Origin of the sequence: Thioalkalivibrio sp. (assembly GCF_041685615.1) — a bacterium.
In the GTDB taxonomy this organism is placed as follows: domain Bacteria; phylum Pseudomonadota; class Gammaproteobacteria; order Ectothiorhodospirales; family Ectothiorhodospiraceae; genus Thioalkalivibrio.
On record NZ_JAWLFK010000110.1, the window covers coordinates 1 to 2,510 of the forward strand.

Consider the following 2,510-nt stretch of genomic DNA (forward strand, 5'->3'; position numbering starts at 1 on the left):
GGCAAGACCACCACCGTGCTGCGGCTGCTCGCGCTGCTGCAGGGCCTGCAGGGGCCGGAAGACCCGCTGCGGATTCGCCTGGCCGCGCCCACCGGCAAGGCGGCGGCACGCCTGAATGCCTCGGTCAGTGGGGCGCTGGACCGCCTGGGGCTGGAGACGCTTCCGGATGGTGATGCGCTGCGGCGAAACCTGCCGGCGGAGGTGGTGACGGTACACCGCCTGCTGGGCGCGCGGCCGGATACCCGGCACTTCCGCCACGGGGCGCGCAATCCGCTGGCGGTGGATGTGCTGGTGGTGGACGAGGCCTCGATGATCGACCTGGAGCTGATGGCCAGCCTGATCGAGGCTGTACCGCGCACGGCGCGCCTGATCCTGCTGGGCGATCGCGACCAGCTGGCGTCGGTGGAGGCCGGCGCGGTGCTGGGCGAGCTGTGCCATCGCGCCGCGGGCGGGCACTACACGCCGTCGACCGCGCAGTGGCTGGAGGCCGTGACCGGGATGACCGTGCCGCAGGCCATGCAGGATGCCAATGGCCAGGCGCTGGACCAGCACATCGTGATGCTGCGCGAGAGCCATCGCTTCGGCGCGGACAGCGGGATCGGGCGGCTGGCGGCCGCCGTGAACGCGGGCGAGGCGTCGAGTGGGGCGGGCGGGGACGACGCCGTCCTGCAGAGCGTGCTCGCCGGTTCCGAGGACCCGGCGCTGGTGAAACTCGCGGTGGACGGGCGCACGGATACGCCGGAGGATGAAGCGGTTGGCTATTCCGGGTATCTGCAGGGTCTGCGTGCCGCCCGCCCGGCCCCGGCGGTGCCGCGCGCGGCCTGGGAGGACTGGGCGCGTGACGTACTGGCGGCCCACGGGCGCTTCCAGCTCCTGTGCGCGGTGCGCCGTGGCCCCTGGGGGCTGGAGACGCTCAACCGACGCATCGCCGCGGCGTTACAGGCGCGCGGGCTGCTGGAGGCGGATGCCGGCCGCAGCGGCGGGTCCGAAGGGCATGGGCCCTGGTTCGAGGGGCGGCCGGTGATCGTCACCCGCAATGACGATGCGCTGGGGCTGATCAACGGCGATATCGGCATCGCGCTGGCCGTCCCGGCCTGGCTGGCGCGGGGCGAGCCCGAGGCGGGGGCGGATGTTCACGAGGACGGGGAGCCGCCGGTGCTGCGCGTCGCCTTCCTCGCCGGGGACGACCGGGTGCGCTGGGTGCTGCCCAATCGCCTGGAGGCGGTCGAGACGGCCTTCGCCCTGACCGTGCACAAGGCGCAGGGTTCGGAGTTCGAGCACGTCGCCCTGGTGCTGCCGGAGGTGGACAGCCCGATCCTGACCCGCGAGCTGGCCTACACGGCCATTACCCGCGCCAGCCGCTGGTTCAGCCTGCTGGAGCCGCGCGCCGGTACCCTGGCCGCCGCGAGCCAGCGCCAGATCCGCCGCAGCGGCGGCCTGCGCGGGTGGCTTCGTGACTTCCCCTAGCCCGCCGTAGGGTGCGTTGAGCTTCGCGAACCGTACCGTTCACGGGACACCGACCGCCCCATGATGCGATTCGCTGCGCTCATCGCATCCTACGGTGCTGGGCGATTCGCCGTACCTTCGGTCGTGCCCTTGGATGTGCGAGGCAAGGAATGGCGAGTGCGCTCCTGATGGGTTAGTCTGAACGATCGGACTAACTCTGGTGGGGCATTATGAGCGAGACGGTCAACATCCATGAAGCAAAGACGCACTTCTCCCGGCTACTGGAGAAGGTCAGTCGGGGCGAGCCGGTCGTGATCGCCCGGGCGGGCAAGCCCATTGCGCGTTTGTCGCGTATCGAGGCGTCGGCGGAATCCGCTTCGGACCGGATTGGTTTCCTCAAGGGGCAGCTTGAGATTCCGGACGATCTGGATCGGATGGGCGAGGAGGCGATCGCAGCGCTGTTCCAGGGTGACGAGCCGAATGCATCTGCTTCTTGATACCCACCTGCTGCTCTGGGCAGCGGCCGATTCCCCAAAACTGCCCGCCCGCGCTCGCGATCTGATCCAGGACCCGGGTAACGCGATTGCGTTCAGTGCAGCGAGCTTGTGGGAAATCGTGATCAAGCACGGGCTGGGACGCAGCGATTTCGTTGTCGAGCCCCATGTCCTTCGTCGCGAGCTACTGGAGCACGGGTACGAGGAGCTGGCGATCACGGGTCAGCACACACTGGCGGTCAGCCATTTGCCCGATATTCACAAGGATCCATTCGACCGCATTCTGGTCGCCCAGGCAGAAACGGAGGGGTACACGCTTCTGACCAGCGACGCCCAGGTGGGTCGTTACCCGGGTCCCATTCAATTGGTCCAGAGAAAGACTGATTAACGTATGCGCACGCGCTCGGGTCGCTTTTGCGAGTGAACCAGGCGCGGTGAGCCCGGCGGCCCGGATCTCGGGCGGCCAGGCGCATGAGGCTAAACCCATTCGTTTCCTTCCGGCCTTCGTGTCTTCCTGTGGCGGCCTTGCCGGCGGCGGGCGTGGGCAGGGGCTTCGCCTGCAAGCAGGCT

The 2,510-nt window shown here is 69.0% G+C and carries 3 protein-coding genes; all 3 read left to right on the forward strand.

Annotated features, from left to right (window positions below; all coding sequences use genetic code 11):
- Positions 1-1,467, forward strand: a 1,467-nt coding sequence (recD, locus tag ACESLR_RS12020; RefSeq protein ID WP_373067805.1) for an exodeoxyribonuclease V subunit alpha, incomplete at its 5' end; no start/stop codon positions are given.
- A gap of 209 nt (positions 1,468-1,676) precedes the next feature.
- Positions 1,677-1,943: a type II toxin-antitoxin system Phd/YefM family antitoxin gene (locus tag ACESLR_RS12025; protein ID WP_373054757.1), complete on the forward strand. Its 267-nt coding sequence runs from the start codon at positions 1,677-1,679 to the stop codon at positions 1,941-1,943.
- Positions 1,927-2,328 carry a type II toxin-antitoxin system VapC family toxin gene (locus tag ACESLR_RS12030; RefSeq protein WP_373054758.1) on the forward strand — a complete coding sequence of 134 codons (402 nt, stop codon included), beginning with the start codon at positions 1,927-1,929 and terminating at the stop codon, positions 2,326-2,328. Before ACESLR_RS12025 ends, ACESLR_RS12030 begins: the two co-directional genes overlap by 17 nt.
- Positions 2,329-2,510 lie beyond the last annotated feature (182 nt).